This is a genomic window from Cupriavidus sp. 96C5-1 (assembly GCF_057798855.1).
This window is the reverse complement of sequence record NZ_JBYOJU010000005.1, coordinates 1-25,183: the sequence shown is the minus strand read 5'-3', so window position 1 is coordinate 25,183 and position 25,183 is coordinate 1. Positions and strand designations below refer to the sequence as shown.

Annotated in this window: 25 protein-coding genes; 13 read left to right on the top strand and 12 right to left on the bottom strand. The window is 65.9% G+C overall.

Annotated elements, in window-relative coordinates; translation table 11 throughout:
- Positions 1-10: 10 nt before the first annotated feature.
- Positions 11-1,213 carry a type II secretion system F family protein gene (locus AC3FOF_RS08550; RefSeq protein ID WP_488726470.1) on the bottom strand — a complete coding sequence of 401 codons (1,203 nt, stop codon included), beginning with the start codon at positions 1,211-1,213 and terminating at the stop codon, positions 11-13.
- A gap of 67 nt (positions 1,214-1,280) precedes the next feature.
- The gene (gene gspG, locus AC3FOF_RS08545) at positions 1,281-1,802 is read right to left on the bottom strand and encodes a type II secretion system major pseudopilin GspG (RefSeq protein WP_017230873.1); all 522 of its coding nucleotides are present in this window, start codon (positions 1,800-1,802) and stop codon (positions 1,281-1,283) included.
- Positions 1,803-2,115: 313 nt separating this feature from the next.
- Between gspG and AC3FOF_RS08540 the strand changes: the two genes are divergently transcribed.
- A complete protein-coding gene (locus AC3FOF_RS08540; protein WP_488726321.1) occupies positions 2,116-3,252 on the top strand; it encodes a PAS domain-containing sensor histidine kinase in 1,137 nt (378 codons plus the stop codon).
- A 138-nt stretch (positions 3,253-3,390) separates the two neighbouring features.
- Here the strand turns inward: AC3FOF_RS08540 and AC3FOF_RS08535 are convergent, their stop codons facing one another.
- Positions 3,391-4,218 (bottom strand): response regulator, encoded by an 828-nt coding sequence (locus AC3FOF_RS08535; protein ID WP_051078635.1) that lies wholly within the window; start codon positions 4,216-4,218, stop codon positions 3,391-3,393.
- 801 nt (positions 4,219-5,019) lie between these two features.
- Between AC3FOF_RS08535 and AC3FOF_RS08530 the strand changes: the two genes are divergently transcribed.
- On the top strand, positions 5,020-5,904 hold the full coding sequence (locus tag AC3FOF_RS08530; protein ID WP_276269230.1) for a peptidylprolyl isomerase: 885 nt from the start codon (positions 5,020-5,022) through the stop codon (positions 5,902-5,904).
- A 60-nt stretch (positions 5,905-5,964) separates the two neighbouring features.
- Here AC3FOF_RS08530 and AC3FOF_RS08525 read toward each other — a convergent pair whose 3' ends face one another.
- Positions 5,965-6,636, bottom strand: coding sequence for a lytic transglycosylase domain-containing protein (locus AC3FOF_RS08525; protein WP_488726320.1), 672 nt, complete (start codon positions 6,634-6,636; stop codon positions 5,965-5,967).
- Between the two features lie 303 nt (positions 6,637-6,939).
- Here AC3FOF_RS08525 and AC3FOF_RS08520 point away from each other — a divergent pair, with 303 nt between their 5' ends.
- The 3 genes from AC3FOF_RS08520 to AC3FOF_RS08510 all read left to right on the top strand — a co-directional run bounded on the left by AC3FOF_RS08520 (position 6,940) and on the right by AC3FOF_RS08510 (position 9,675).
- The gene (locus tag AC3FOF_RS08520) at positions 6,940-8,262 is read left to right on the top strand and encodes a cytochrome C (RefSeq protein ID WP_488726319.1); all 1,323 of its coding nucleotides are present in this window, start codon (positions 6,940-6,942) and stop codon (positions 8,260-8,262) included.
- 21 nt (positions 8,263-8,283) lie between these two features.
- A complete protein-coding gene (locus AC3FOF_RS08515; protein WP_488726318.1) occupies positions 8,284-8,604 on the top strand; it encodes a high-potential iron-sulfur protein in 321 nt (106 codons plus the stop codon).
- A 429-nt stretch (positions 8,605-9,033) separates the two neighbouring features.
- Positions 9,034-9,675: a DsbA family oxidoreductase gene (locus AC3FOF_RS08510; RefSeq protein ID WP_488726317.1), complete on the top strand. Its 642-nt coding sequence runs from the start codon at positions 9,034-9,036 to the stop codon at positions 9,673-9,675.
- Between the two features lie 185 nt (positions 9,676-9,860).
- On the opposite strand, the gene AC3FOF_RS08505 is transcribed toward AC3FOF_RS08510, so the two are convergent.
- Together AC3FOF_RS08505 and AC3FOF_RS08500 are read right to left on the bottom strand one after the other, a co-directional pair.
- Positions 9,861-10,652 carry a DUF2182 domain-containing protein gene (locus tag AC3FOF_RS08505; RefSeq protein ID WP_488726316.1) on the bottom strand — a complete coding sequence of 264 codons (792 nt, stop codon included), beginning with the start codon at positions 10,650-10,652 and terminating at the stop codon, positions 9,861-9,863.
- Positions 10,653-10,705: 53 nt separating this feature from the next.
- A complete protein-coding gene (locus tag AC3FOF_RS08500) occupies positions 10,706-11,470 on the bottom strand; it encodes a DUF899 domain-containing protein (protein WP_276269225.1) in 765 nt (254 codons plus the stop codon).
- Between the two features lie 125 nt (positions 11,471-11,595).
- Here AC3FOF_RS08500 and AC3FOF_RS08495 point away from each other — a divergent pair, with 125 nt between their 5' ends.
- Both AC3FOF_RS08495 and AC3FOF_RS08490 read left to right on the top strand, forming a co-directional pair.
- Positions 11,596-12,816 carry a helix-turn-helix domain-containing protein gene (locus AC3FOF_RS08495; RefSeq protein WP_488726315.1) on the top strand — a complete coding sequence of 407 codons (1,221 nt, stop codon included), beginning with the start codon at positions 11,596-11,598 and terminating at the stop codon, positions 12,814-12,816.
- Positions 12,817-12,825: 9 nt separating this feature from the next.
- Positions 12,826-13,512, top strand: a complete 687-nt coding sequence (locus tag AC3FOF_RS08490; protein ID WP_488726314.1) for a Vgb family protein — start codon at positions 12,826-12,828, stop codon at positions 13,510-13,512.
- A gap of 69 nt (positions 13,513-13,581) precedes the next feature.
- Here the strand turns inward: AC3FOF_RS08490 and AC3FOF_RS08485 are convergent, their stop codons facing one another.
- The 3 genes from AC3FOF_RS08485 to AC3FOF_RS08475 all read right to left on the bottom strand — a co-directional run bounded on the left by AC3FOF_RS08485 (position 13,582) and on the right by AC3FOF_RS08475 (position 15,951).
- Positions 13,582-13,983 carry a cupin domain-containing protein gene (locus AC3FOF_RS08485; protein WP_488726313.1) on the bottom strand — a complete coding sequence of 134 codons (402 nt, stop codon included), beginning with the start codon at positions 13,981-13,983 and terminating at the stop codon, positions 13,582-13,584.
- Between the two features lie 82 nt (positions 13,984-14,065).
- Positions 14,066-14,893: an AraC family transcriptional regulator gene (locus tag AC3FOF_RS08480; protein ID WP_488726469.1), complete on the bottom strand. Its 828-nt coding sequence runs from the start codon at positions 14,891-14,893 to the stop codon at positions 14,066-14,068.
- Between the two features lie 119 nt (positions 14,894-15,012).
- Positions 15,013-15,951, bottom strand: coding sequence for a MurR/RpiR family transcriptional regulator (locus tag AC3FOF_RS08475; RefSeq protein WP_051078465.1), 939 nt, complete (start codon positions 15,949-15,951; stop codon positions 15,013-15,015).
- Positions 15,952-16,041: 90 nt separating this feature from the next.
- Between AC3FOF_RS08475 and AC3FOF_RS08470 the strand changes: the two genes are divergently transcribed.
- From AC3FOF_RS08470 to AC3FOF_RS08445, 6 genes are all read left to right on the top strand, one after another.
- Positions 16,042-17,205: a M20 family metallopeptidase gene (locus tag AC3FOF_RS08470; RefSeq protein ID WP_276269220.1), complete on the top strand. Its 1,164-nt coding sequence runs from the start codon at positions 16,042-16,044 to the stop codon at positions 17,203-17,205.
- Positions 17,206-17,256: 51 nt separating this feature from the next.
- Complete coding sequence (locus AC3FOF_RS08465; RefSeq protein WP_276269219.1) at positions 17,257-18,258, top strand: Bug family tripartite tricarboxylate transporter substrate binding protein; 1,002 nt, start codon at positions 17,257-17,259, stop codon at positions 18,256-18,258.
- Positions 18,259-18,513: 255 nt separating this feature from the next.
- Entirely contained in the window at positions 18,514-19,368 is an 855-nt protein-coding gene (gene serB, locus AC3FOF_RS08460; protein ID WP_488726312.1) for a phosphoserine phosphatase SerB, read from the top strand.
- A 287-nt stretch (positions 19,369-19,655) separates the two neighbouring features.
- Positions 19,656-19,958: a hypothetical protein gene (locus AC3FOF_RS08455; RefSeq protein ID WP_488726311.1), complete on the top strand. Its 303-nt coding sequence runs from the start codon at positions 19,656-19,658 to the stop codon at positions 19,956-19,958.
- Entirely contained in the window at positions 19,955-20,269 is a 315-nt protein-coding gene (locus AC3FOF_RS08450) for a hypothetical protein (protein WP_276269594.1), read from the top strand. The genes AC3FOF_RS08455 and AC3FOF_RS08450 overlap by 4 nt, the downstream gene beginning before the upstream one ends.
- Positions 20,270-20,302: 33 nt before the next feature.
- Positions 20,303-21,931: a PepSY-associated TM helix domain-containing protein gene (locus AC3FOF_RS08445; RefSeq protein WP_488726310.1), complete on the top strand. Its 1,629-nt coding sequence runs from the start codon at positions 20,303-20,305 to the stop codon at positions 21,929-21,931.
- Positions 21,932-21,980: 49 nt separating this feature from the next.
- Here the strand turns inward: AC3FOF_RS08445 and AC3FOF_RS08440 are convergent, their stop codons facing one another.
- From AC3FOF_RS08440 to bktB, 3 genes are all read right to left on the bottom strand, one after another.
- The gene (locus AC3FOF_RS08440; RefSeq protein ID WP_017228708.1) at positions 21,981-23,207 is read right to left on the bottom strand and encodes a cystathionine beta-lyase; all 1,227 of its coding nucleotides are present in this window, start codon (positions 23,205-23,207) and stop codon (positions 21,981-21,983) included.
- 107 nt (positions 23,208-23,314) lie between these two features.
- A complete protein-coding gene (locus tag AC3FOF_RS08435) occupies positions 23,315-23,977 on the bottom strand; it encodes a hypothetical protein (protein ID WP_488726309.1) in 663 nt (220 codons plus the stop codon).
- A 19-nt stretch (positions 23,978-23,996) separates the two neighbouring features.
- Positions 23,997-25,181 carry a beta-ketothiolase BktB gene (gene bktB, locus AC3FOF_RS08430; RefSeq protein ID WP_488726308.1) on the bottom strand — a complete coding sequence of 395 codons (1,185 nt, stop codon included), beginning with the start codon at positions 25,179-25,181 and terminating at the stop codon, positions 23,997-23,999.
- Between the last annotated feature and the right edge of the window lie 2 nt (positions 25,182-25,183).

The following is a 25,183-nucleotide window of genomic DNA, read 5'->3' as shown; positions in this document are numbered from 1 at the left end:
GTACCTGTACCTATTGGATGCTGGAGGCAATTTCAAATATCGGCAAATACATCAGTACGACAATGCCGCCGATGACGAAACCGATGAAGACCATCATCATCGGCTCGATCAATCGCGAGATCACATCGATCGCCCGCGACACTTTTGCCTCCTGGAATCCGGCAATCTTGTCGAGTACGGGACCGAGGCTGCCGGTCTTCTCGGCGACGGTCAGCAGGCGATAGGTGATTGCGCTCGCCAGTCCGCAATCCTGGAATGCGTCGGACATCTTTCCGCCATTGCGGATGGCGTTCATCGCCGTGGCGAGCGCCGTACGATCGCCGCGGCCGATCAGGCCGCGGGCGAGATCGAGGGCCTGTACCACCGGAATGCCTCCGTCCACCAGCATCGCCGAGGTTCTGAAGAACTGCGACTGGCGATAGATGCGGAAATGCAGCCCGATGCCCGGCATCGCAAGGATGCGGTCGGCAATCCAGTCACGCACGTCTTGCCGGCGCATCACCACGATCGATCCCAGCACCAGCGCAGCGAACCCCGTTGCCAGGGACGACCCGTGCGCGTGCACCAGCCCGCCCCATGCCATCAGCCATCGCGACAGCAGCGGAAGCTCGCGGCCGCTGTTCTCGAGCAGGTTCGCGAAGCGCGGGACGACAAAACCCAGCAGGAACAGCACAACGGCCAGTCCGACCACCATCAGCACGCATGGATAGATTGCCGCCGAGACCACCCGGGAACGCAGTTCCCGCAGCGTGGCACTGTTGCGCGAGTAGCGCTTCAGGCTTTCGGCAAGACCGCCGGTTTGTTCGCTGGCCTTTACGCACGCAATCAGGACAGTCGGGAAGACGTTGTCGGCATGCGCCAGCGCGGAGGACAGCGAATGGCCTTCATCCAGTTGCCGGAGCAGCTGGCGATACACTTTCCCCGAGGCGTCGCGGCGCTCGTTTCCGCCTAGCGTGCGCAGGGCATCGATCACCCCGACACCCGCATCGAGCAAGGCGGCGAGCTCTCTTGCGAACAGCTCGACGTCGAACTTCGCCACCTGCAGTGTCAGCCAACGGGTGCGTCCGCGGCTGGCGCCGGCGGTCACCCGAATCGAGGCGACACGTAGCCCACGCGAACGCGCCGTCGCGGCCGCACCGGCAGGCGAGTCGCTGTCGATGTGGATGGTCTGCACCTCGCCACAGGTATCGAAGACACGCATCAAGTACTTCACTTCGTTCCCCCTGCGTTCTCCCCGTGGGCCTTCCGGCACGCCGCCGCTTCACTGGCGGCACCGCGGCTCACCAGGACGTGACATCCGCGTTCTCGCCCTCGCCTCCGGCTTGTCCGTCTTTTCCGAAGGAGACCAGATCGTAGTCACCGTGCTCGCCCGGCGAGCGGTACTGATAGGGCCTGCCCCACGGATCCAGCGGCACGGCCTTTTCCAGGTAGGGCCCGCTCCAGCGCGGCTCGTTCTGCGGCTTGTTCACCAAGGCATCGAGGCGCTCTTCGGTGCTCGGGTAGGATCCGACGTCCAGGCGATACTGGTCCAGCGCCTTGCCCAGGGAGTTGATCTGCGCCTTGGCGATATTGGTGTTTGACTTGCCGAGCTGAGCGAAGTATTTTGGCGCGACGAGTCCTGCCAGCAAGCCGATGATGACCAGGACCACCAGCAGTTCCAGCAGCGTAAAGCCGCGAATCCGGCCTTCGTCCTCCCCTGCATGCGGATGGCGGCACTGCCTGGACGGGCATGCATGCTGGCACAGGCCGGTGCACCGGCCTGTGCACCTGTCAGGCGGAATCCGTTGCATATCGATGCGCATGGAAAACCCCTTGCTTTCGATCGGGGCCTCGGCACAACCGCGGCCTTTTTCCCATTCTTGGCCAGCGAACGAAGGGAAAGTAGTGGGAATACCCGCCGAACGGCATGGGTAGAGACCCTCCACCTGCCCATGGCAAAACGCCGTATTGGCATTTGCCATCCGGGTACATACAATAAGACACACCCGAAGGGAAGTCCCCTTGGACAGCGTCTTTCCGTCTTTCCGTATTCCCGGATGTCGCCCTTGCGTGAGGAGGTGATGGCGCTTTCCGGCCGTCGTGGGCCGTGGCCGCAGCAGTACTTTAGGAGTTCCGATGGACGCAAGCACTCCCCCGGGCGGAGAGTATCTGAAGCTGCGTGACGTCACCGATGCCATGCGCAAGATGATGGCCGCGATCGATTCGAGCAACAGGGTCCTCCGCGCGATAACGGACGTTCGTGGCACCGCGCTTGCGATCCTTGCGCCGGGTGGCCGGTTCCTGTCGGCAAACAGCAGCGCCGCGGCACTGTTCGGCTACTCGATTGCGGACCTGATCGGCAAATCACTTGTCGATATGGTTCGGGACAGCGACCAGACAAGAGTCAGCGAAGGATTCTCCGGCACCGCGTCGAGCGCGTTTCATTCTTTTGGCGCGGTCCTGCGCGGACGAGGAGGACGAGACACCGATATCCTGCTGCACAAGCAGCCGATTGCGGATAGCGAAGGCAAGTTCAGCGCATTCCTGGTGGTTTTCGAAGAGCCGGTCATTCTGCAGCAGGAGAGCCTCGAAGCACTGAGCCGGCCCCAATCGGAGTTTCGGCGTCTCTACGCGCACCTGATGATCGGCCAGGAAAAAGAGCGCAAGCGCGTCTCCGCCGAACTCCACGATGGCCTCGGGCAGGCGCTCACCCTGATCAAACTGATGGTCGAAGACTCCCTGCTGCGCATCGAGCGCGGCAGCGTGGATGAAGCCATCGGCTTGCTGGAAACCACGGTGCTGCGTATCCGCGAGACGATCGGCGAGGTACGCCATATCTGCAACGAGCTGCGCCCCAGATTGCTTGACGATCTGGGGCTGGCCCCCGCGCTGGAGTCGCTATGCCGGCAGATAGAGCGCGCTTCGGGGAAGGTGGTCGTCATTTTCGACTGCCGGGTGAGGGAAGACGAGGTTCCGGATGGCCTCAAAGCGGACATGTTCCGCGTGGCCCAGGAGGCAATGAACAACGTCGTGAAGCACGCCGTGGCGACCGAGATCAGGGTGAGCTTGCAACGCGTCGCCAGCAATATCCTGTTGACGATCCAGGACAATGGCATCGGCTTCGAGCACTTGCCCTTGTCGGCGGACGATGCGTCGTCTTCGGGCCTGGGCCTGATCGGGATGCAGGAGCGGGTCGAATCGAACGGCGGAAGCTTCTCCCTTCAGTCAAGCGAGTCCAGTGGCACCCTGGTCTCGGCAACGTGGAGGACCTGAGCCGCCCGGCGGCAATGGCAACACTCACACGGCGGCCACCGGCGCGGCCACGCCTGCCGGCGCCGCGCATTCGTGCGGGCGCACGCCCCGCACTCGAACTGATCGCCACGAAGTGCCGCCACGACGCCGGCCAGGCAGCTACGTTGCATCGCGACAAGGACCGTTGAGCCGCCCGTCGTTTCCGGCAGCGCTGCCGGACCGGCCGTCCCTGGCGTCATCGCCGCTCCCCATATCGTCATCGGGCGCTTCGGGAGCATGCGTCAGCGACGGCTTCTCGCTGCGAGCGGGATCATAGTACTGCTTGGCCAGGGAGGTGATCAGACCCATATTGATCGCGATCAGGACCAATCCGGTCAGATTGGTTATCCCCAATTTGTGCATCAGGCTGGCACGGTATTTTTCTATCGTTTTCGGACTGAGATTCAGATATTGGCCGGCCTGCTTGTTGGACCGTCCCTCGGCCACCAGTTTCAGGACGCTGCGCTCCCTGGCGGTAAGGATATCCCACGCATTGTGCGTCGGCGCCGCAGGGTCATTGCCGCTAACAAACGATTCGACCAGGCTCCCATACATTTCCGCGCTCAGATGCTTCTTTCCCTGCATGACCGCGTGCATGGCAAAAACCAGCTCCTCGAATGAGGCATCCTTCAGAACATAGCCATCGACACCGGCGCGCAGCGCTTCCCGAACGTACTCATCGCTCTGGTGAACGGTCAGCGCGATGATCCGGATGGACGGTGTACGGCGCCTGATCGCGGCGATCGCGTCGATGCCGTTCATGCCCGGCATCGATAAGTCCATCAGGATCAGATCCGGACTCAGCGAGATGGCAAGATGACATGCCTCCCTGCCGTCCTTCGCCTCGCCGACGACGTTGTATTCTGCGATACCGGACACCATCGAGCGCAGGCCGCTTCGTAGAAGATGATGATCTTCCGCGATCAGTACATTGCATTTGATATTCACTTTCACCCTCCCTGGGCAATTCTTCTTCTAATTCTCGTTTCCGCCGCTTCTCCGAAGCGGCGATGATCTCCCATAAGAGGTTGGTCGGGATACTGTGCGGCCGCACGTGCGGCTGGCATGGGAAAGTGCTCGCGCCAAATTGTCTCCACCCACTGCGTGGTCGATCCGAGCGCGGCAAGCACCGGTCTTCGGAGCGCCTCTGCGGTACGAGCGCAGGTTCTGTTCCAGACAGCGTCCACCGATGCCCGCGGGCCATGGCATGGAGTCTCTCCTCCATCTGCTGGCCGCCCGGCGGCTTCAGCTCGTTTCTCCCCAGGCATGGCAGTGCGGGGCACGCCGGTGCGGGGTAATTCCGCGTAATTTTTCGTAATCCGTCGTGATACAAGGCTAGATAGGAAATCCACGGGAATGTACCAACCAGATGGATTAGTGATGTGCGAAATACAATTCATCTGAGCACCAGATGCATGTATGAACCTGGATACAAGAACGCCTGGCCCGTGGCCGGCTGCCATGGCCGGCTGCGACTGGATGGTGGCCCACCAGCCGGACGGTGGAGAGCCCTACCGCATCTGTAGGAGGTTGCCCCATGGCAGGCCCGATCGCCCCCCCGCACAATGCAAAGGCCAGGAGAAAGACAAGCGCCGCCTTGTGCCACAAAACGCGAGATGCGGTGGCGACAGGATCGGCATAGGCGCCGGTTTCCGAGCAATGAACATACGTACAGCATTGCCGGGAGAAGGCTTGAATGAATGCGCGAAGCCTTAGCCGGCCATCCTTATGCCCAGGACGACGGGCTTGTTGGCGACACGCAACCGGGACACGCAGATGAATACGAACGCCTTGGCCCTCGTGGCCGTTTCCTTTGCCTTCGCGCTTGGCCAGGCAACACCCGTTTCCGCCCAGGACGCCACCAGCAAAGCCGCCGTCAGCTTGCCGAAGGACACCCTGGCGATCGTCAATGGCGTGCCGATTCCGCAGTCGCGGCTCAGCGACGCCATGCGCGCTGCGCGTCAGCCGGATACGCCCGAGCTGCGCCGGCTGTTCAAGCAGGAGCTGATTGCGCGCGAGGTGCTGCGCCAGGGTGCCGAGAAACAGAACTACGGCGCGAAGCCGGCGGTGGTGGAAGCCGTCAATGCAAGCAAGGCCGCTACCGAGACTGAACTCTACCTGCGGGACAACGTGCATCCCGAGCCGATCACGGACGCCCAGGTCCAGGCTCGCTACAGCGAAATTGTAGGGTCGATGGGAGAGGAGGAGTACAAACTGCGGATTCTCTCCGTTGCCGATGACGCAACGGCGGCGAAGGTGCTGGAACGATTGAAGTCGGGCACCGCGTTCGACGCGCTCGTGCGCGAGTACAGCATTGCGGCGAGCAAGGAAGACGGCGGCGAAATGCCGTGGGTCAGTTTCAAGACGCCGGCAACCGAGGGAAAGACGCAAGGGGTGCCGCTGGCCGTCGCCCAGGCCGCGGCGCAACTGCCGGCCGGCGGCGTCACGCCCGCGCCGCTTGTCGTCGACAACGTGCGCGTGATCGTCAAGCTGGAAGCCAAACGGGCGGCACACGTGCCGACCTTCGACCAGATGAAGGGCGCGATTCGCCAGCAGCTGCAGATCCTCGCCCTCAAGAACGCGAGCGCCGGCTTCATCGGTGCCCAGGTGCAACGCGCGACGATACAGCAATGACGGCAGGCGCCTCCGGCAGGCGACAGGCCGGAGGCGCTTGTCACTGACTGTCACCGACTGTCACTGACGCAGCGAGACCGGCGCCCGCGGATAGCCGCTGCCCCCGCTCAAGCGCCGATAGTGGGCCATGACCATCGGCACATAGCTCTGCGTCTCCGCATAGGCCGGGATGTGATAGCCGGCCTGGATCACCGCGTTCTCTCCCGCGTTGTACGCCGCCAGCGCCAGCTCGATATCATCCCTGAACAGATCCAGAAGAAAACGCAGGTACTTTGCGCCGGCCCGCACATTGTCGCGGGGATTGAGTATGTCGCCGGCGGAGAACCGCCTTGCGGTCTCCGGCATCAATTGCATCAGGCCCCGCGCGCCCTTCCTGGACACCGCATTCGGGTTGTATCCGGATTCGACCGCGATCACGGCCGTGATCAGTTCCGGTGGCACGCGCGTGTCGCGGCTAGCCTCGGCGATGATCTCGGCATACCGGGCGGCATCCGGCGAGGCCGGGGCAGCAGCCGGGGGGTCTTTTCTTGCGCCGCGCGCTGCCGGTTCGCTGGCGGTGACTACCAGGTGCAGCGCCGGATTACCCGGACTGTTGGTCAGCATGATCGATCCGTCGGCGTTCACGGAACCGAAGATCTGCGCGCCGGCCACGCGCGGGCAAGCCAGGCCCAGTGCGAAGGACGCAACGAGAAGGCTGACTCTCAACAAGGGCGGCAACACACGAACACGCATCTGGATATCCCCCAGACTGCATTCTGCGGACAAGCGATGCGGCATGGTATGGGTCGCGCCCCTACTGCCGCGGTAGGGCAAACCATCGCTGGAGATCCGCCTTGCATCGCGCCCGCTGCCCGGGCAAGGCTTGCGCACTCTGTTCCCGGCACGCCAATGGTGATCCCACCCAGATGAGCAGGAGTAGTTCTCCTCCTTAAAGACCGCATGCGGGCGGCCTAGAATTTCTTACAAGCTGGAGCCGAGTCAAGGACAGACGGGAGTACCGCAATGAAAGCCCCCTGCACAGTCATTAGAGGCGTCATGCTAGCGCTTTACCTGCTAGCCGGATTCGCCGCCGTTCCGCGTACCGAAGCGAATCCGCTCTTTGCCAGGCAAACAGGCCTGGCCTGCGCTTCCTGCCACACGGTCTATCCCGAACTGACTCCGTTCGGGCGGAAATTCAAGCTTGGAGGATACACGCTGGGTGAACGCGAAACGGTTCCACTCGCCCTGATGGCGGTGGTCTCGCGCAACTCCATCAACGACAATACCGACAAGTCGACCGGAGACAAGCTGTTCGGCAAGAACAAAGAGTTTGTTGTAGAAGCCATCAGCCTTTTCTCCGGCGGCAAGATCACGGATAACGCCGGGGCTTTCATCCAGTACACCTACAACAATATCAGCACCACGGACAACCATACCTTCGTCGGGCATAGCGCGCTCGACAATACGGATCTGCGCCTGGTGAAGTTCCTGGGATCGGAAGAAAAGCCGACGATCTTCGGCCTGACACTGCATAACAACCCCACCGTCCAGGACGTCTTCAATACGGCGCCGGCCTGGAGCTTTCCGTACTGGAGCCCAAGTATCGCCGCTCCGGGCCGTGGCGCCCTGACATTCATCGAGTCGGGTGCGCGGGTGGCCGGGGCTGGTGGCTATGCGTATCTGCTGGATTCGCTATACCTCGAGGCAACCTCGTATCAGACGGCAAAAGGGGCGCTTTCGGTCCTGCGCGAGGGTACTCCGGACAATCAGAGAGTCACGCTCAATGGCGCCAATCCGTACTGGCGCATCGCCTACACCCTGGGCGGGGAGCATCAGAGCTTTACGATCGGCCACTTCGGCACGATTGCAAGCGTCGAAGCACCGGGCAGCAGCGGTACACCCGGAGACCGCTTCCGCGATCTTGGCTTCGATGCCCAATACCAGTTCTTCAGCAAGGACGACCGGCACATCATCAGCGCACAGGCTGCCATGATCGACGAGAAGACCGACTGGCGATCGGGGTTCCCGAACGGCACCAATGACAATCCCAGCTCGAAGCTTCGCTCGACCCGGGCGAAGATCACCTATCTGTACGACCGCACCTACGGCATCACCGCTGGCGCGTTCAAGGTGACTGGCGACGCCGATTTCGCAAGGTTCGGCACGACCACGGGCAAACCGGATACGTCGGGCTACATCGTCGAGCTGAACTATTGGCCCAAGTTCAAGTTTGCGTGGGACCCGCAAATGAATGTTCGCTTCGGGCTTCAATACACCGGCTATACCAAATTCAATGGCAGTCACTCGAACTACGACGCGACGCTCAGACGCGCAGCGGATAACAACACCCTGTTCTTCTATGCGTGGTTCATGTTCTAAGGGACGTATTGATGCATCGCTATGGACATTGAGGAACATTCGGGAGGAAATGCCGTGAAAACAATCATACCGTTATCGCGCCGGACTCTGCTTCGTCGAGGCACGATCGTGCTGGGCTCCATTGCGCTGGTTCCAATCGCGATTCACTCGCTCTCCGGCAAGGCAGGGTCGGCAACGAAGGGGATGCTGCACTACCAGGACAGCCCCAAGGATGGCCACTCGTGCTCCGGGTGCTCTTCATTCAGGCCACCGACCGCTCCCGATGCGGAAACCGGCACCTGCAAGGTTCTGGAAGGCCCCATCAGTCCGCACGGGTGGTGCATGGCCTATTCACCCCGTTAAATCATCTCCCGGATCCTGCCTCCCTTCAGCAACGCAATGGCGAAGCCGAAGATGCGTCTGCTGCCAATCCTGCTGTCCCGGCATTCGACATCCAGCCCGTTGACGGCCGGCACATCACGCCGGCCACAGCGGCCGGCCGCATTGCCGTCATCAATTTCTGGGCAAGCCGGTGCGGACCGTGCCGCAAAGAGATGCAAAGGCGTATAGCTTGACGTGCTTGCCCAGGTTCACCGTGGCGCCCGTGCTCGCCCCATCGCCTGGCGCAGGCGAAGACCGGAAGCCTTGTGCGCACGGCCAGTCGAGAGCGGTGCTCTTCATGCCCCGGACCGCCGACGATCCTGCAGGCATTGGCAATTTGGGCTACCCTGTCCGCGCCTGCCGCCCCCATACCGGACCAGTTGCGCGGCAGGCCACCCCAACAGGAAAGCCATGACACAACCGCTTAGAATCGATTTTGTCTCAGATATCGCATGCCCATGGTGCGCTATAGGCCTGTCCTCGCTCCAGCTTGCACTATCGCGCCTTGGCGACACCGTTGACGCCCACATCGTCATGCACCCCTTCGAACTGAATCCGCAGATGGGACCGGACGGAGAGGCCATCGCTGATTATCTCGGCAGGAAATACGGACGCACGCAAGCCCAGATTGCGCAGACTCAGGCCATGATCCGCGAGCGTGGCGCTGGCGTTGGCTTTGCCTTCGGCCCGCGTACACGCGTCTACAACACCTTCGACGCGCACCGCCTGCTGCATTGGGCCGGAATCCAAGGCAGGCAGTTGCCGCTCAAACTGGCGCTCCTGCGGGCTTACCATGGCGAGGGAAAAGACCCGAGCAGCCACGATGTTCTGGTCGAAGCCGCGGAATCGGTGGGACTTGACGCCGCACAGGCACGCCACATACTCCAAAGCGGCGGCTACGCCGATGAGGTTCGTGCCGAAGAAAGGGAGTACCAGGCAATGGGCATCCAGTCGGTGCCGTCGATCATCTTTGACAACCGCTATCTAGTGACCGGCGGACAACCCGTGGAAGCCTTCGAGCAAGCTATCCGGCAGATTCTGGCCGATCAGTAGCCGTGGCATCCCGCCGTAGCGGCGGCTCGCCGGATCAATACTGCCTGCGAACAAGGCGCTGACCGGCATGTGGCTGCAGCACCCCTTGCGGCACGGTTGCGCTTTTTCCGATTTGCCCTCGCAGACCGACACGCATGGTCCCGGGCGCGCGGTGCACGCAATCCAGGCCTGCCATGCGGGAAGCGTCATCCAGGCCCGGCTGCCCGCGCGATCAGTAGCAACCCTGCCCAGACGATGACGGTGCCGATGGCGCGCGCCACACGCTCACCACACGGTGCGAGACGTTCGACCGTGATGGTTGCCGTCACGACAGCCATTGCACGCAGGTCCATGACCCCGATGGCGAGAAGGATCGCCGTCAGGCCAGCACAGGCGCAGCTGCAGTGAAGGCCGAGGCGCAGGCCGTGTCGCCAGGCCGTCGCGGCGTCCGCCGGCAATCTGCCGCCGCGCCCCGGAAACGCCCGGCAGCAAGCGAGGTGATGCGCCTTCCATGCGGTGAACTGGAGCGCACCGGCGATCAGGACGACCGCACCGGTCGCGACCGGAACGGCGCGCGCCAGCGCCGGCAGCTGCATCTCTGCCGCCGCCAGCGCGGCGCCCAGCGCAAAGGCGGCCATGCCGAACCCGGTCCATACGAGGAAGTACCCCACGCCCGCCAGCGCGGCCAGCCGGCCCAGGCGTGTCTCGCCTGCCCCGCCGGCGGCCTGGCGGTAGCGCCACAGCGTGGGCACCAGGGATGGCAACATCATCGCCACCATCATCGCGCCCCACATGCCGAGGAACGACGCCGCGACGCCGGGCCACGTCTGCCCGCACATCCGCATCCACGCCATCGACATCGTCCAGCCGCCGGGCATCGGCATCCCCGCCATCGCCGGCATGGACGCCCGCCAGACCACCGTCACCGCCACGCTGGCGGCGAAGAGCAACGCCGAGACGCCGAAGAAGGCTCGCCGGGAAGTCCGTTCGGAAACCATGCGTCGCAAGATCTCCCGCCGCACGGTTGCGCCAACGACAGGCATGACTCGCCTCAGCGCTTGCCGTACTCGTCGTGGCGGCGCCACCAGGGACCGGTCTCGTTGCGACCCCTGGGCGCACGGTCGAGCCACTGGTACATGCCCCAGAGACCGTCCAGTCCGCGTGCAAAGGTGGAATAGGTGTGGTAGACGACGCCGTCCTCGAGCACGAACGCGCTCAGGCCCGGCCTGTCGCGCGAGTACGTGGGCGCGTCGGTTCCGCATGTGGCCGCGAACTGGACGACGGGTTCCGGGGCGGTTGTCGCGTCCATCGCGTGTTCGCCGCGCCGGTAGTTGTATTCGATGCTCCCCTCGCGCTGCTGCTGCTCGGTGAACGAGACATTGAAGTCGAAGTTAAAATCGCCGCCGAGCGAGGACGCCCAGGGAAACGTCCAGCCCATCCGCCGCTTGTACGCCTGCAGCTTCGCGATCGGCGCCCGCGACACCGCCGACAGCGTGACATCGTGGTTCGCCAGGTGGATCGCGAAGCCGTCGAACCCGTCCGCGATCGCCGAGCAGGACGGGCACCCCGCCGTATAGTCGGGCCCAAACATGAAGTGGTAGACGAGGAGCTGCGAGCGTCCCCTGAAGAGGTCCGCCAGCGAGGCGCTCCCCTCATCGGTCTCGAACCGGTACGCCTTGTCGACCCGGACCCACGGCAGCGCCTGGCGCCGCCGCGCCAGCTCGTCGCTGCGCCGCGTCAACTCCTTTTCCGCTTCGAGCAGCTCGAGCCGCGCTGCCAGCCACGCTTCACGTGTTCCGGTCATGTGTGTCGTCATGCTTCCCTCCGTTGGGTGTTTTTCGCCGTTCGTTCGGTTCCCGATACGACGAACTGGTTGGTGCTTGTGTGATAGATTAGGCTCGGACATCGAACGGTGGGAGTGACAAGTGTGGCGGGATTCGAATGGATTCGCTGATTACGGCCGCCGCGCGCGCGCTCGCGGCGGGTGATCCGCTCGGGGCGCTGAACCGGGTCGCCTTGCGCGACGACGCGCCTGCGCTCGCGCTTCGCGGCATCGCGATGGCGCAACTCGGCGATCTGGTTCGGGCGAAGGCGCTCGTGCGCAGCGCGGCGCGTGCCTTCGGCCCGAAAGAGGCCGTGGCCCGCGCGCGCTGTGTCGTCGCCGAGGCCGAGATCGCGCTCGTCTCGCGCGACCTGGGCTGGCCTGCGAAAGCGCTCGACGCGGCGCGGGCAACACTCGAAGCGCACGGCGACCTGGCGAACGCCGCGCATGCGCGGTATCTCGAGGTCCGGCGCCTGCTCCTGACCGGGCGCCTCGACGAGGCCGAGCGCGCGCTCGCCGAGCTCGACCCCGCGCCCTTCCCGCCCGCGTCAAGGGCCGCTCACGAGCTGGTCGTCGCGGGGATCGCGATGCGGCGCCTGCGGACAAGGACGGCGCGCGCCGCGCTCGCCCGGGCCGGGCGAGCCGCGCTCCACGCAGGCATCCCTGCGCTGACCGCTGAGGTCGACAGTGCGTCCCTCCTCCTGGACCAGCCCGCGGCGCGCCTGATTGCGCGTGGCGAGGAACGGCTCCTGCTGCTCGAGGAAGTTGAAGCCTTGCTGGCGTCGGGGGCGCTCGTCGTGGACGCGTGCCGCCTTGTCGTGCGCGACGCAGGCACGGTGGTCTCGCTCGCGAGGCGTCCGGTGCTGTTCGCGCTCGCACGCGCGCTGGGCGAAGCCTGGCCCGCGGACGTGCCGAGGGACACGCTCATCGCGCGGGTGTTCCGGACAAAGCTTGCCGATGAATCGCATCGCGCACGGCTGCGGGTCGAAGTCGGCCGGCTTCGCGCGGCGCTTCGGACGCTGGCCGGCGTGAGCGCGACCAGGCGAGGATTTGCGCTGGCGCCGCCCCACGCACGCGAGATCGCCGTGCTGGCGCCGCCGGTCGAGGAGGAACACGCGACGGTGCTCGCCTTCCTCGCCGACGGCGAGTCGTGGTCGAGCTCGGCCCTGGCGCTTGCGCTTGGCGCCAGCCAGCGCACCGTGCAGCGCGCGCTCGACTCGCTTGCGGCAACGGGCAAGGCGCAGTCGTTTGGCCGCGGGCGGGCGCGCCGCTGGATCACCCCGCCCGTACCCGGATTCGCGACGACCTTGTTACTCCCCGCTCCGCTACCAGGCGATTAGGATGCAAGCATGAAAAGATCATCAGCCGAAATCATCCGTGAATATGGCCCCTTTCCGGATGTCGACAGCGTGCACGGGGTCACGTATGACGGTCAGCACGTCTGGTTTGCTGCCGGAGACAAGCTGAACGCCCTGGATCCGGCGAGCGGGCAGGTGCTGCGCTCGCTTGACGTCGCCGCGCATGCGGGAACGGCCTTCGACGGCAAGTACCTCTTTCAGATCGCCGAGGACCGCATCCAGAAGATCGATCCGAAGACCGGCCATGTGCTCTCCACGATCCCGGCGCCCGGCGGCGGCGGTGACTCCGGGCTCGCCTGGGCCGAAGGGACGCTCTGGGTGGGACAGTACCGGGAGCGCAAGATCCATCAGGTCGATCCCCACACAGGGGCGATCCTTCGCACCATCGAGTCCAACCGCTTCGTCACCGGGGTCACCTGGATCGACGGAGAGCTCTGGCACGGCACCTGGGAAGGTGACGAAGGCGAACTGAGGCGGATCGACCCTGGAACGGGAGAAGTCCTGGAGAAGCTCGATATGCCGCCTGGCGCAGGCGTGTCGGGACTCGAGTCCGATGGCGGCGATCAGTTCTTCTGCGGAGGCGGAAACAGCGGGACGGTGCGAACCGTTCGCCGCCCCAGGCGAAACCCCGCGTCCGGCAGCAGCGCCGGGATCCCCGCCGACGCCGCCGGCGAGTAATCGAAGCGGTCCTCCGGGGCGCGGCTCGCGCAGCGGAAGTACCGGGCCGAACGTCTTCGCCCTGACGAATCAAACCCAGATATCATTCGGTGCCGTCCTGTCGTTTTCCGCGTCGCCGGTATTCAGAACGCCGCGCGGCTCGATCAGCAGCATCTTCACTTCGCTCGCCGCGTACGGCTTGTGTTCGACGCCCCTGGGCACCACCGCCATCTCGCCTGCGTGCAGCAGCTCGGAGCCGTCGCGGAAATCGATCCGCAACTCACCTTCGAGCACGATGAAGGTCTCGTCGGTGTCTGCGTGCGCGTGCCACAGGAAGTCGCCTTCGATCTTCACCACTTTGAACTGGTAGTCATTCATTTCCGCAACGACGCGCGGTTGCCAATGGCCATCGAGTCGACTGATCTTGTCGAGCAGGTTGATGGCGACGCGCTGGCCGCGAGATGCCGGTGCTGGCTGGGATGCCTCGTTCATGTGTTGCTCCGTTTGCGGTTGGGGATGCAACGAGCTTACGGTGCATGCCAGAGCCACGTCTTGAACGATTGTGCGTGCCGGCTCAGTTCCTGCCCGAGCCGCTTGCCATCCGCAGCCAGCGTGCCGGAGGAATCCCATACGTCTTCGTGAAATGCCGCGTCATGTGGCTCTGGTCGGCAAAACCGGCGGCCGCCGCCACGTCGATCAGCGCCATGCCTTGCAGCATCAGCCTGCGCGCGGCCTCGAGGCGGCGCATCGTCAGGTAGCGATACGGGCTCGTACCATAGAACGTGCGGAAATCGCGCGATAGGCTCCAGCGGTCACTGCCGGTCGCCGCCGCGAGTTCATCCAGCGTGACGGTGCGTTGCCACGCCGCGTGCAGATATTCGCGCGCTATCCGCGCGCTGGCAAAGTCCGCCGAGGCACGCGCCGGCGGTGCACCGGATGCCGCATCGAGCGCGAATGCCAGTTCGACGAGTGCGTCATCCTGTTCGAGCGGCTCGAGCGGGTGAGACATCTGCTGGAGCAAGGTCTGCGTGGCATGCAGAAGACGGGGGTCCCTCGTCAGGCCTTCCTCGATGAACGGCAGTGCCTTGCCGCCCAGCACCGCCTGAAACAGCGCCGGTTCAACATAGATCATCCGGTAGCGAAAGCCTTCGTCGGTGCCGGCCTGACCGTCGTGCGGCTCGTCGGGATGGAGAACCATCGTATGGCCGGGCAAGCTGCGGCGCTTGCCACGCCGGTAGTTGAAGTTCTGTACGCCGGTGAGCGTCCGGCCGATCGCGTAGGTATCGTGCCGATGCAGCGCATAGGCGCTGCCTTGAAAGAAGGCCTCGATACGCTCGACGCCCTGCACCGGCTCGGCTCGAAGCAGCCAGTCGGTGCGGCCATGATCTGTTTGCCGATTCATCGTGTCTCTCTCATTGGGGCGGCGCGGATTGAAGGCGCGTTCAAGGAAAGCACTGAACCACGAACCACCCGCCGAACGATTTCCCCGGTCCGTTGCATCCACCGGTTGCATCCGCAATCTTAGCTGCGCGGACTGCCCGCGGTGCCGCCAGGTGCGCCGCGGCGCAGGCCGTCGACAGGATCGGATTCGAAGGCTTCCCACAGTGCGTCGCGCCGTTGCAGCGCCTTGATGACATCCGGATGGCGCAATTGCGCTACCGCCGAGACCAGCGCATTGCACAGGAAAAAGGCTGCCGTATAGGAATCGAAGGGTGAGGCATTGGCCGTGCGGACCAGTAAATGATGATGCGACAGCGGAATCAGCGGCGCGGCCGGGCTGTCGCAAATCGCGATCACGCGCGCACCGCGTTCGCGAAAGGCGCGAGCGATGCTGACCGGCGCGCTGGAATAGCGGCGGATGCTGAAAGTCAGAAGCACGTCCTCCGGTTCCACCCACAGCATGGCGTCCGTCGCGGTCACCGCTCCGGCGCCCAACTCCTGCACCTGCGGCCGGCACATGTTCAGGTGCAGCGCCAGCCATGCGCCAACCGGCGCGCTGTTTTTCTGCGCCAGCACGAACAGCCGGCCGCGCGGATCGGCCAGCAGGCGCGCAATCGCCTCGAAGGCTGCGATGTCCAGCGCTTCGTGGGTGGCAGCCAGGTTGTGCTGGTCGTGCAGCAGCGCGTCGTCCACGCAGGCGCGCAGCGTGCGCTTGTTGCCGATGGTGGCTGGGGCGCGCTGGCCCGCGGTGGGCAGGAGCGCGGTCACGCTGGCCCGTGCTTCGCGCTGGGCGTCGGAGTAACTGGCATAGCCCAGCTTGGCGAACAGCCGCACCACCGTCGAAGCGCTCGTGCCGTGCTGGGCTGCAAGCGCCGTGGCCGATTCCAGCAGCGCATGCGGATAGTCGCGGCCCAGTGCATCGGCCAAGGCGCGCTCGCGGGCGGTCAGCGTGGCCGCCTCGCGCGCGAGGCGCTCGAGCAGCGTGGCGCTCTGGTGGGGAGTCTCCTGGCGATTTTTCATGGTGTTGACACGTTGCAATGTGTATTGCATGATCATATCACCTTTGCAATACGCAAATCATTTCCATACAACGGAAGGAGCGGGTCCCATATGTCGGATAGCGCGATGCTTGCCCAGGCGGCCGGCAAGGTGATCGATTGGCTGGGCGGCCAGCAGGCCGAGATGCAGGCGCTGCTGCAGCGCATTGTCGACATCGACAGCGGCAGCCGGCAGGAAGCCGGCGTGACGGCCGTGGCGGAGGTCCTGCGCGCACGCCTGGAGGCCGCCGGCATTGCGGTCACGCTGCATGCCGTGCCCGGCTACGGTGTATGCCTGGATGCGCAGGTGCGCGGCTCCGGCGACGGCGCGCCCATTCTGCTCATGGGCCATATGGACACCGTGTTCCCGGCCGGCACGGCGGCGCGGCGGCCCTTCCGCGTGGAGGACGGACGCGCCTACGGACCCGGCGTGGCCGACATGAAATCGGGGCTGGTGATGAATGTGTTCGTGGCCGAAGCCCTGGCGCGCTTCGGCGGCAATGGCTCGCCGCTGCGGCTGTTCTTTTCCTGCGACGAGGAGATCGGATCGTCCGCCACGCGGGAACGGATCATGGACGTGGCGCGCGGTGCGCGCACCGTGTTCAACGCCGAGCCCGGCCGCGTCAGCGGTAACCTGGTGACCGGACGCAAGGGGTCGATGGTGGTGGAGTTCGAAGTCGAGGGCGTAGCCGCGCACGCGGGCATCAACCATGCCCAGGGCGCCAGTGCCATCGACGCGCTTGCGCAGAAGATCCTGGCGCTGCACGCGCTGACCGATGCCGAACGCGGCATCACCACCAATGTGGGCTGCGTGAAGGGCGGCATCGTGCCCAATATGGTGGCGCCGCATGCGCAGGCCCAGCTCGACGTGCGCTTCACGGCTGACACGGACGTCGATGCGCTGTATGCGCAAGTGCGCGCCATCGTCGAGGCCGAATCGCCGCCACGCACACGGGGCCGGATCACTGCCATGCGCCGCACCCAGCCGATGGCGCGGACGCCCGACGCCCTGCTGGCGCTGTACCAGCGCGGCGCGCAGCGGCTGGGCTTCGCGGTGGAGGGCGAGTTCACCGGTGGCGCGGCCGATAGCGGCCTCACCGCCTCGGTGGGCACACCCACGCTGTGCGGCACCGGCCCGGTGGGCGGCCATGCGCACACCGAGCGCGAGTACTGCGAGCTTTCCACCTTCGTGCCGCGGGCTCGGGCGTTGGCGCTCGCCATCCTCGAGCTGCGCTGAGCCGGCACTTTCCGCCTGCACCGTTTTTTTAACTACTTTCACCTCACTGCCATGCAGAACGTGCCATCCTCCCGCCGCCGTTTCCTTCGTACCGGCCTCAGCGCAGCCGCGCTCGCGTGTGCCGCACCTCTGGCCCTGCATGCCCAGGGCGCCTATCCCTCGCGTCCTGTCACGCTGGTGGTGCCCTTTCCGCCCGGTGGCTCGGTGGACATCATGGCGCGCCAGTACTCGGAACCGCTTTCACGCATCCTCGGCGTGCCGGTGGTCGTCGACAACCGGCCCGGCGCCGGCGGCTCGGTAGCCACGCAGGCGGTGGCGCGCAGCAAGCCCGATGGCTATACGCTGGTGGTGTCCTCCCAGAGCAGCCATCTGGCCAACCCCTTGACCCAGCCGAAGCTGGGCTACGACCCGATCAAGGATTTCGAGAATATCGCCATCCTGGGGCGCCAGCCCAACGCCTTGGTCGTGCACGCCAGCTTGCCGGTGCGTACCTTCGCAGAGTTCCTTGCCTACGCGAAGAAACACCCGGGCAAGCTCGACTACGGCAGCGGCGGGGTTGGCAGCATGGGCCAGCTGAATGTGGAGATGCTCAAGGCCAGCACCGGCATCTATGCCACGCACATTCCCTATCGCGGCGGCACGCATCTGATCACGGCGGTGCTGAGCAATGAGGTCCAGTTCATCCTCGACAACCTGGTCATCATGCTGCCCTATATCAAGGAAGGAAAGGTGCGTGCGCTGGCGGTGGCCTCCGAACAGCGCCTGCCGCAACTGCCCGATGTGCCGACACTGGCTGAACTGGGCTATCCGCAGCTCAACCTGAGTTCCTGGACGGGCATCGCCGCGCCTGCCGGCACGCCCGAGCCGGTGGTGCGGAAGCTCTACCAGGCGGTGCGCCAGGCCGCCAGCGACCCCGCCATGCAGGCGGCACTGCGCGCGCGGGGCGTGGTCCCGCCCGAGGAGATGGCGCCAGCCGCCTTCGAGCGGATGATGGCCGAGCGGATGCAGCGCTATGGCGAAGTGGTGCGGCGAGCCAAAATCTCGGCGGAGTGAGTGCGGCGGACCGGCCCGCTTTGCATGAGGCCGGAACCGCGTGCCGACGCCGGCCGCCAGGCCGGCGCATGAGGCCATGGGGTGGAGCGATCTGGCCGCGCAGTGCAAGGCCGATGGGCCTGCGGCGTCAGCCCGGGCCCAGGCTGGCTGCGCCGCATGCGCGCACGCATATACAATAGCGGTCTTCGCCGCCACCGCGGCATGTACTCCGCACTTACCGCCATCCGCCGGCCTGCCCGGCCCGGCATTCGCGCCATGTCCCTGATTCTGCAAAGTCCCGCCCCGCTGTCCGCCAACGATATCGATGCCATCCGTGCCATCGCCCAGGCCCCCGCGCTCGCGCTGCGCGCCGAGACCGTGGCCGCTGCGGACGCCAGCGCCGCGCTGACGCCGGCCCTGCGTGAAGCGCTCGACGCCTACTGCGGCCCGCGCGCCATCGACTGGGCGATCGTACCCGCCAGCCGCAGGCTGTCGGAGTTCAAGCTGGTGGCGATGGATATGGACTCCACGCTGATCACCATCGAGTGCATCGACGAGATCGCCGATTTCTGCGGGCTCAAGGCGGAGGTCTCGGCCATCACCGAGGCCGCCATGCGCGGCGAGATCACCGATTTCAACGAAAGCCTGCGCCGCCGCGTGGCCCTGCTCAAGGGACTGGACGCCAGCGTGCTGGATCGCGTCTACGAAGAGCGCCTGCGCCTGTCGCCTGGCGCGGAAAACATGCTCCGGGCCGTGCAGGCACTGGGCATGCACACCCTGCTGGTATCGGGCGGCTTCGTGCACTTCACCGACAAGCTGAAGCCCCGCCTGAAGCTTGACGTGACCCGCGCGAACACGCTGGAGATTGTCGACGGCAAGCTCACCGGCCAGGTGCTGGGCGAGATCGTCAATGCCGACGTCAAGGCCCGCACGGTGCAGGAAGTGTGCGCGCAGATCGGCGCGGACCCGTCCCAGGCCATCGTCATGGGCGACGGCTCCAACGACCTCAAGATGATGGCCGTCGCCGGCCTGTCGGTGGCCTTCCGGGCCAAGCCGGTGGTGCGCGCCCAGGCCAGCGTGGCGTTCAACCACGTGGGGCTGGATGGCTTGCTGCAATTGTTCCCGCATTAAGCACCTGCCCGCGACGCCCCTCCACCCCGCTCGGTCCCCCGTTTAACCAGGGCACCCGCGTCGGCGGGCATGCCCGGACCGCTGACAAAGCAGATCGTCTCCCCGAAGGGGAGACGAAGCGGCTTTTGACTTTGAAGGTGGAAAGCCCCCGCCCCGCTGCGGCGGGCGTCCTGCGTTTCAGGCAACGCCTGAGACTCCCCCCGTCCTCGATCCCCTCCAGCATTTCTTGCGAATTCAAATGGTAATTATTATCATTCGTTTTTATCGATTTTTTCCCTGAACCTGCCATGCAAGTGTTTGCCTTGCTGCTAGGCCTGGGCGGCGCCTGCTGCCTGTACCTGGCCTCGCCCAACCAGCGCCTGTTGCCGCTGCCACCGGGGCAGGCCGCGGCACGAAGCCGCGGCACCCGCCTGTGCTGGCTGGGCGTGGCGGCGATCGCCGCCTCGGCGTGGGCATGGAGCACCACGCAGGGCTGGCCCGCCGCGACCGTCGCCACGCTGGCCACGGTCGGCACCGGCCTTTCGCTCTGGCCCTTCGCCGGCGCTTACCGCGATGCCAGGCGGCAGCACCCGGTGCAGGCCCGCAGATGAGCGCCGCCAGCCCCCGGACCCCACGCAAGCCACAGCAGGCCATGGGCACGAAATGGCTGGCCGGCACCCTCCTTGGCTTGCCGCTCGCCGTGGCGCTGTGCGCCCTATCGGTCATCTGGCTGCCGGGCGGCTGGGAGAGCGGCGCCATCGGCGCGCTGCTGGCCTGCCTGCCACTGTGGGTTGCGATCATCTGCGCCAGCGTGCTCTTTGCCACCAGCCGTGCCGCGTGGCTATGCCTGGCGGCAGGCAACCTGGCCGCTTTTGGCCTGCTATGGGCGTGGCGCCTGCTGCTGGCGCCCGGCGCGGCGTGACACGCACAAGGGCAAGCGCACAAGGACTATCCAATGAAAGCCGCCACCCTGCGCCTTTACCAAACCCTGCACACCTGGGTCGGCCTGATGGCCGGCTGGGCCCTGTTCATCGCCTTCTTCGCCGGCGCGATCACGGTCTTCCACGAAGAACTGCATGCCTGGCAATCGCCGCAACGCACCGTGGCCGGGCACCCGGCCGCCGCGGGCCCCGATCCGGCCGCGCTCGACGGCTTCATGCACGCGCTGGTGGCGGCGCATCCCAACGCCGCCGCCAGCGCCTATGTGACGCTGCCGACCAAGCATGAGCCCGGCCTGAGGGCCTACTGGCAGGACCAGGCCGGCGAATGGCAGACCACCACCTCCGCCAGCCTGGCCGCGGGCAGGAACACGCCCAAGGACACCTCGCTCGACGCCACGCAGGGTGAACTGGCAGCCTTTGTCGACAGCCTCCACTACACGCTTGGCGTGCCGGTGGCCGGCAATTACTTCATGGGCGTCGTCGCGGTGCTGTACGGGCTGGCGCTGGTGTCGGGCGTGCTGCTGCACCTGCCGCGGCTGAAGCCGGACCTGTTCGCGATACGGCCCGGGCGCAACCTGAAGCGCTTCTGGATGGATGCGCACAATGTCATCGGCCTGTTCAGCCTGCCCTTCCACCTGGTCTTCGCCATCACCGGCGCGGTGCTTTGCCTGGCGATGGTGCTGGTCATGGTGTTCAACGTCATGGCCTTCGACGGCAAGCTGCTCGAAGCCTTGCCGCGCCTGACCACCGCCTCGCCGGAGCTGAAGGCGTCAGGCCAGCCGGCGCAACCCCTTCCCGCCGCCACCCTGCTAGCCGCGGCACGGGCCAGCGCGGGCGAGCGCTTCGCGCCGCTGTCCCTGCGCTACCAGCACTATGGCGATGCCAGCGCCTTGATCGAGATTCGCGGCGGCAGCGCCCGCGCGCTGGGCAACTACGGTTCGGTCTCGGTACGCGCCGCGGCCGGGCAGCCCGACAGCGGCAAGGTGCTGGCCAACCAGGCCGCCGGTAGCCGCGACGCCAACCATGCCATCTACAGCGCGCTGTATGACCTGCATTTCGGCACCTATGGCGGCCTGGCGCTGCGGCTGGTCTACCTGCTGGCGGGACTGGCAGGTGCCTTCCTGTTCTATTCCGGCAACCTGCTGTGGATTGAATCGCGGCGCAAGACCCGACAGCAGGAGCAGCCCCGCGTGCACCGGCTGCTGGCGCAGGCCACCGTCGGCGTATGCATCGGTTGTTGCATCGCGGTGGCGGCGGCTTTCTGCGGGGCGCTGCTCTGGCCCGCGCGCGCCACCGGCTACACGTATTTCCCGGTCTTCTTCGCAGCGATCGGCTGGGCCCTGCTGCGGCCGCCGGCACGCGCCGCGATCGAACTGCTTTGGACCGCCACCGCAGCCGCCCTGCTGGTGCCGCTGGTCAATGCGCTGGTGACGGGCGACTATCTCTGGCGCGCCGCGCTGGCCGGCCACTGGGCCGTGGCGGGCTTCGATATCGGCGCACTGGCGCTGGCCTGCGGCTTTGCCGCACTGGCCCTGGCCACGCAGCGCCGCGCCCGCAGCGGTCCGCCCAATTCGGTATGGGCCATGCAAAAGGCACGCACCGGGGTGGCCGAAACCACCGTGGCAGACGCGGCCGCGAACTAGCACGGAAGGCAGGGCACGCGCCGGATACCGTCTGGCGCCCCCGCCCGGCTCACACCTTCAGTTGGGCTTCCATCGCGCCGCGCAGGTCGGCGATCAGGTCGCGGGTGTCTTCCAGGCCGATGTACAAACGCACCAGTTCGCCGGCATCGTGCCAGCCCGCGGGCGGCCAGCTACCCTGCGGACGCATGGTGGGAACGTGATACGGCACCGCCAGGCTGTGCGCCCCGCCCCAGGACCAGCCGATCGCGAACAGGCGCAGCGCCTCGACGAAGGCATCGACCTGCGCGCGCGTGTAGCGCGCATGCAGCACGACCGAGAACAAGCCGGTGGCGCCACTGAAATCGCGCCGCCAGAATGCATGGCCGGGACAATCCGGCAAGGCCGGGTGCAGGACCTTGACCACCTCGGGGCGCTGGGTGAGCCATTCGGCCACTTCACGCGCGGCGCGGTCATGGGCGGCCAGCCTGACCGGCATGCTCGGCAGCGAGCGCAGCACCAGGTAGCAGTCGTCGGCCGACACGCCCCAGCCCATCAGCATGCGGGCGCGCCTGAGGCGGTCATGCAGCTTCGCATCGCGGGTCAGCACCGCGCCCATCAGCACGTCGCTGCCGCCCGACTGGTATTTGGTCAAAGCCTGCACCGAGATGTCGATGCCATTGTCGAAGGGGCGGAAATAAACACCGGCCGACCAGGTGTTGTCGATCGCCGTGATCACGCCGCGCGCCTTCGCGGCGGCGACGATGGCCTGGGTATCGGGCACCTCCATGGTCACCGAACCCGGCGACTCCATCCAGATCAGGCGGGTATTGGGGCGGATCAGGCCGGCGATGCCGGCGCCGATCATGGGGTCGTAATAACGGACCGACACGCCGTAATCCCGAGCCAGCCATTCGCCATGCTCGCGGTTGGGGCCATAGACATTGTCGGGAATCAGCACATCGTCGCCCGACTTGACCAGTGCGAAATACACCTGCGAGATCGCGGCGAGGCCGGATGGCAGCAGCAGCGTGTCGCGCGCGCCTTCGATCAGCGCAAGATGCTGGCACAGCGCCTCGCTGGTCGGCGTGGCATGCAAGCCGTAGCGCCAATAGGTGGTGGCGCCGTCGCCATGCGCGCGCAGTTCCGCCAGGTTGCGGAAAACCACGGTGGAGCCGCGATGCGTGGGGGGAGAGAACGAAGCGAAGCCGGGGGCGATATCCAGTTCTGGCTGGACCGCCACGGTTTGCAGGAAGGCGGGTTGGGAAGCGGGCTGCTCGGGTGGCTTGCGGTCGGACACGGCGATTCCTTGTCTGGCGATGACTCGATGAACGTTCGAGCTTACCAGCATTCAGGTGCGCGTTGGCACACCCGCGCCTTGCCGGCGCAGACGCGCCCGTGCCTGTCCTACCTGCCGTTGATCGACGATTTCGGCGGCGGCGGCGCGTAGGTGATGCCGCTGCCCGGCGTCATGTCGAAGGGCGGAATGACCAGCACGCCCAGGGGCCGGATCATGAAGGGCAGCACGATGGCCGGGTTGAGCGGGTCGGTCCAGTTGCCATGCACGACGCCGGCGCCGTCGATGGTGCCCTCCCAATTGCCCGTGACATGCGTGCCGTCATTGGACTCTTCCATCAGGAAAGCGCCATTCTCGTATTCGCCGGCCAGCAGGCGCACGCCACCCGTGCGGCCGACGCTGTACTCGCCATGCACGCTGTCGCGCTCATCGGGCTTGGGCCCGAGCCGCAGGCGCACCGGCTGGCCGCCGAGCGTGCCTGCGTAGACCGGTAACGATGCGAACTCCGGCCGCGGCGACAGCGGCCTGGGCGCGGCCCCGGTGGAAAGCTGCGTGCCGCGGCGCGCCTCGCCGTCGCGGATCGCCTCGTTGATGCCGAATCCCTGTACCTGGCTGCCCTGTACCTGGCTGCCGGTAGCAGCCTGATTGGCGCCGGTGCCCGTAGACAGCTCGGTACCGCCGGCGGCCAGCGCGGCGCCGGCCAGCGTTGCCGCGGCCAGCCCGGCTGCCAGTGACAGGGAAACGGAACGGGAGAAGATCGCTACGCGCCGCAAGACAGCCTCGGGGTCAGGTTCAGAGTCGTTCGAAGATGGCCGCAATGCCCTGGCCACCGCCGATGCACATGGTCACCAGCGCATAGCGGCCTTGCACCCGTTGCAACTCGTACAGGGCCTTGACGGTGATCAGCGCGCCGGTGGCACCGATGGGGTGGCCCAGCGAGATGCCCGAGCCATTCGGGTTGACCTTGGCCGGATCCAGCCCGAGCGCCTTGGTGACGGCGCAGGCCTGTGCGGCAAAGGCCTCGTTGGCTTCGATCACGTCGAGGTCGGCCACGGTCAGGCCAGCGCGTTCCAGCGCCTTCTTCGTGGCCGGCACCGGGCCGATGCCCATGGTCTTGGGATCGACGCCGGCATGCGCGTAGGAGACCAGGCGGGCCAGCGGCTTGAGGCCGCGTTTCTCGGCCTCGGCACGCTCCATCAGGACCACGGCGGCGGCGGCGTCGTTCAGGCCCGAGGCATTGCCCGCGGTAACCGTGCCATTCTCCTTGACGAAGACCGGCTTGAGCTTGGACATGTCCTCCATGACCGCGTCGTGGCGCACGTGCTCGTCGGTGTCGAAGGTGACGTCGCCCTTGCGGCCCTTCAGCGTGACCGGCAGGATCTGGTCCTTGAAGTGACCGGCGCGGATCGCCGCCGACGCACGGCGATGCGACTCCAGCGCGGCCTCGTCCTGCTGGATGCGGCTGATGTCGTATTCCTTGGCCACGTTCTCGGCGGTGACGCCCATGTGGATGCCATGGAAGGGATCGTGCAGCGCGCCCAGCATCATGTCGAGCATCTTGGCGTCGCCCATGCGCGCCCCCCAGCGTGCCGACTGCGCCAGGTACGGCGCACGGCTCATGCTTTCCGCCCCGCCGCCGATGGCCACGTCGGTATCGCCCAGCAGGATGGACTGCGCCGCGCTCACGATGGCCTGCAGGCCCGAGCCGCACAGGCGGTTGACGGTCAGTGCCGGCGCGTCGATGGTGACGCCGCCCTCCACTGCCGCCACCCGGCCGAGGTACATATCCCGTGGTTCGGTCTGGATCACGTTGCCAAACACCACATGGCCGACATCGTCACCGCTGACCTGGGCGCGGGCCAGTGCTTCACGCACCACCATGGCACCCATCTGGGTCGGGGAAAGATCCTTCAGGCTGCCGCCGAAGGTACCGATCGCGGTCCGCACGCCGCTCACCACCACCACTTCACGTGTCATCT

Excerpts from the sequence above, each read along its gene's own strand:
- AC3FOF_RS08450 (WP_276269594.1), top strand. The coding sequence starts at position 19,955 with ATGAGCGCCGCCAGCCCCCGGACCCCACGCAAGCCACAGCAGGCCATG.
- AC3FOF_RS08475 (WP_051078465.1), bottom strand. The coding sequence starts at position 15,951 with ATGAAAAATCGCCAGGAGACTCCCCACCAGAGCGCCACGCTGCTCGAG.
- AC3FOF_RS08495 (WP_488726315.1), top strand. The coding sequence starts at position 11,596 with ATGGATTCGCTGATTACGGCCGCCGCGCGCGCGCTCGCGGCGGGTGAT.
- AC3FOF_RS08445 (WP_488726310.1), top strand. The coding sequence starts at position 20,303 with ATGAAAGCCGCCACCCTGCGCCTTTACCAAACCCTGCACACCTGGGTC.
- AC3FOF_RS08515 (WP_488726318.1), top strand. The coding sequence starts at position 8,284 with ATGGACATTGAGGAACATTCGGGAGGAAATGCCGTGAAAACAATCATA.
- AC3FOF_RS08525 (WP_488726320.1), bottom strand. The coding sequence starts at position 6,636 with ATGCGTGTTCGTGTGTTGCCGCCCTTGTTGAGAGTCAGCCTTCTCGTT.
- gspG (WP_017230873.1), bottom strand. The coding sequence starts at position 1,802 with ATGCGCATCGATATGCAACGGATTCCGCCTGACAGGTGCACAGGCCGG.
- bktB (WP_488726308.1), bottom strand. The coding sequence starts at position 25,181 with ATGACACGTGAAGTGGTGGTGGTGAGCGGCGTGCGGACCGCGATCGGT.
- AC3FOF_RS08540 (WP_488726321.1), top strand. The coding sequence starts at position 2,116 with ATGGACGCAAGCACTCCCCCGGGCGGAGAGTATCTGAAGCTGCGTGAC.
- AC3FOF_RS08485 (WP_488726313.1), bottom strand. The coding sequence starts at position 13,983 with ATGAACGAGGCATCCCAGCCAGCACCGGCATCTCGCGGCCAGCGCGTC.
- AC3FOF_RS08455 (WP_488726311.1), top strand. The coding sequence starts at position 19,656 with ATGCAAGTGTTTGCCTTGCTGCTAGGCCTGGGCGGCGCCTGCTGCCTG.
- AC3FOF_RS08490 (WP_488726314.1), top strand. The coding sequence starts at position 12,826 with ATGAAAAGATCATCAGCCGAAATCATCCGTGAATATGGCCCCTTTCCG.
- AC3FOF_RS08520 (WP_488726319.1), top strand. The coding sequence starts at position 6,940 with ATGCTAGCGCTTTACCTGCTAGCCGGATTCGCCGCCGTTCCGCGTACC.
- AC3FOF_RS08470 (WP_276269220.1), top strand. The coding sequence starts at position 16,042 with ATGTCGGATAGCGCGATGCTTGCCCAGGCGGCCGGCAAGGTGATCGAT.
- AC3FOF_RS08465 (WP_276269219.1), top strand. The coding sequence starts at position 17,257 with ATGCAGAACGTGCCATCCTCCCGCCGCCGTTTCCTTCGTACCGGCCTC.
- AC3FOF_RS08505 (WP_488726316.1), bottom strand. The coding sequence starts at position 10,652 with ATGGTTTCCGAACGGACTTCCCGGCGAGCCTTCTTCGGCGTCTCGGCG.
- AC3FOF_RS08510 (WP_488726317.1), top strand. The coding sequence starts at position 9,034 with ATGACACAACCGCTTAGAATCGATTTTGTCTCAGATATCGCATGCCCA.
- AC3FOF_RS08480 (WP_488726469.1), bottom strand. The coding sequence starts at position 14,893 with ATGAATCGGCAAACAGATCATGGCCGCACCGACTGGCTGCTTCGAGCC.
- AC3FOF_RS08500 (WP_276269225.1), bottom strand. The coding sequence starts at position 11,470 with ATGACGACACACATGACCGGAACACGTGAAGCGTGGCTGGCAGCGCGG.
- serB (WP_488726312.1), top strand. The coding sequence starts at position 18,514 with ATGTCCCTGATTCTGCAAAGTCCCGCCCCGCTGTCCGCCAACGATATC.